1 protein-coding gene is annotated in these 1,081 nt (G+C 55.2%); it reads right to left on the minus strand.

Annotated features, from left to right (window positions below):
* On the minus strand, positions 1–737 hold a 737-nt coding region (locus Q8Q08_11305), incomplete at its 3' end, for a DDE-type integrase/transposase/recombinase (protein MDP2654599.1).
* Positions 738–1,081: the final 344 nt, after the last annotated feature.

Below are 1,081 nucleotides of genomic sequence, written 5' to 3' on the forward strand. Positions count from 1 at the left end.
TTGCGGTTGTATTCGCCGATATTGGCCGGGGCAACCACTTTCTTTTTTTCTCCGCCATACCAGACCTCCACCAGGGAGAGATCAAAGGGATCATAGCGCACCAGAATATTCTTCCGGATATATTCCGTGCCCACCTCATAGCACAGTCCATTCAGGGAGATGCAGCCGCTTTTGTCTACCCTGGGGGTCTTCTCCCATAAGAAGGCCTCTCTTAGAGCTTCCGGGCCGGGAAATCTCAAGGTTTTAGTATCCTGGGTGAAGGCCTGGGCCGGACTTTTCCCGGATAAAGCGGAGTGCACCCGGTGGTTATAACCTTCCGACAGCCAGGCACGGAACAGCCTGTTAAGCTGTTCCAGAGTGGACGGCTTTTCCAGCCGCGCTTCTTGTAAAAACTCTTCCGCAGTACGGTTAAATCTTTCGATTTTTCCCTTCGATTCGGCGCTGTAGGCTTTGGTGTTCAGATGCCGTATACGCAGCTTGGCGCAAGCCAGCCTCAGCCATTGGGAGACAAATATCTTGCCGTTATCAACATACAGGTTGTCAGGGGCTCCGCATTTTGTCACCGCCTTGCGGAAAGCATCCTCCAGCACGGGCAGCTTTTGATTGTCATAGAACTCGGCATGGACCACCATCCGGGTAGCGTCATCGATGATTGCCATCAGGTAGGTTCTCATCTTGCGCTTTGCCTGCCTGGAGTCAGGCAGGTAAGGCCCATATTTCAGGTCGGCCTGCCACAAAGTGTTCCGTCCCCGCCGGTTAAAGCGCCGGCTGGCTACCTGCTTTTGCTCGGCCTTAATCTCCCGCCCGCTCAAGCCCTGCCGCCGCAGGTGCCGTTCCAGCGTCGAGCGGGCGACAGTATAACCTTCACTGGCCAGGAGTTGCTGGATCCGCTGGGCGCTGCGAGCCGGGAGTTCCTGCCTTAGTTGGGCTGCTATCTGCAATGCTTCAGGGGGAATGGCTTTGCAACTCCCTTTGTCTTTGCGTCCCCCCTGTAACAGAGCATCAAAGCCACCCTGCTTAAAAGCGGCAACATACCTCCGTAAGGTCCGGCTCGATATGCCTTCTTGCTGGCAAATCAACC

This window comes from Candidatus Omnitrophota bacterium (genome assembly GCA_030688425.1).
Classification (GTDB): Bacteria; Omnitrophota; Gorgyraeia; order Zapsychrales; family JANLHA01; genus JAUYIB01.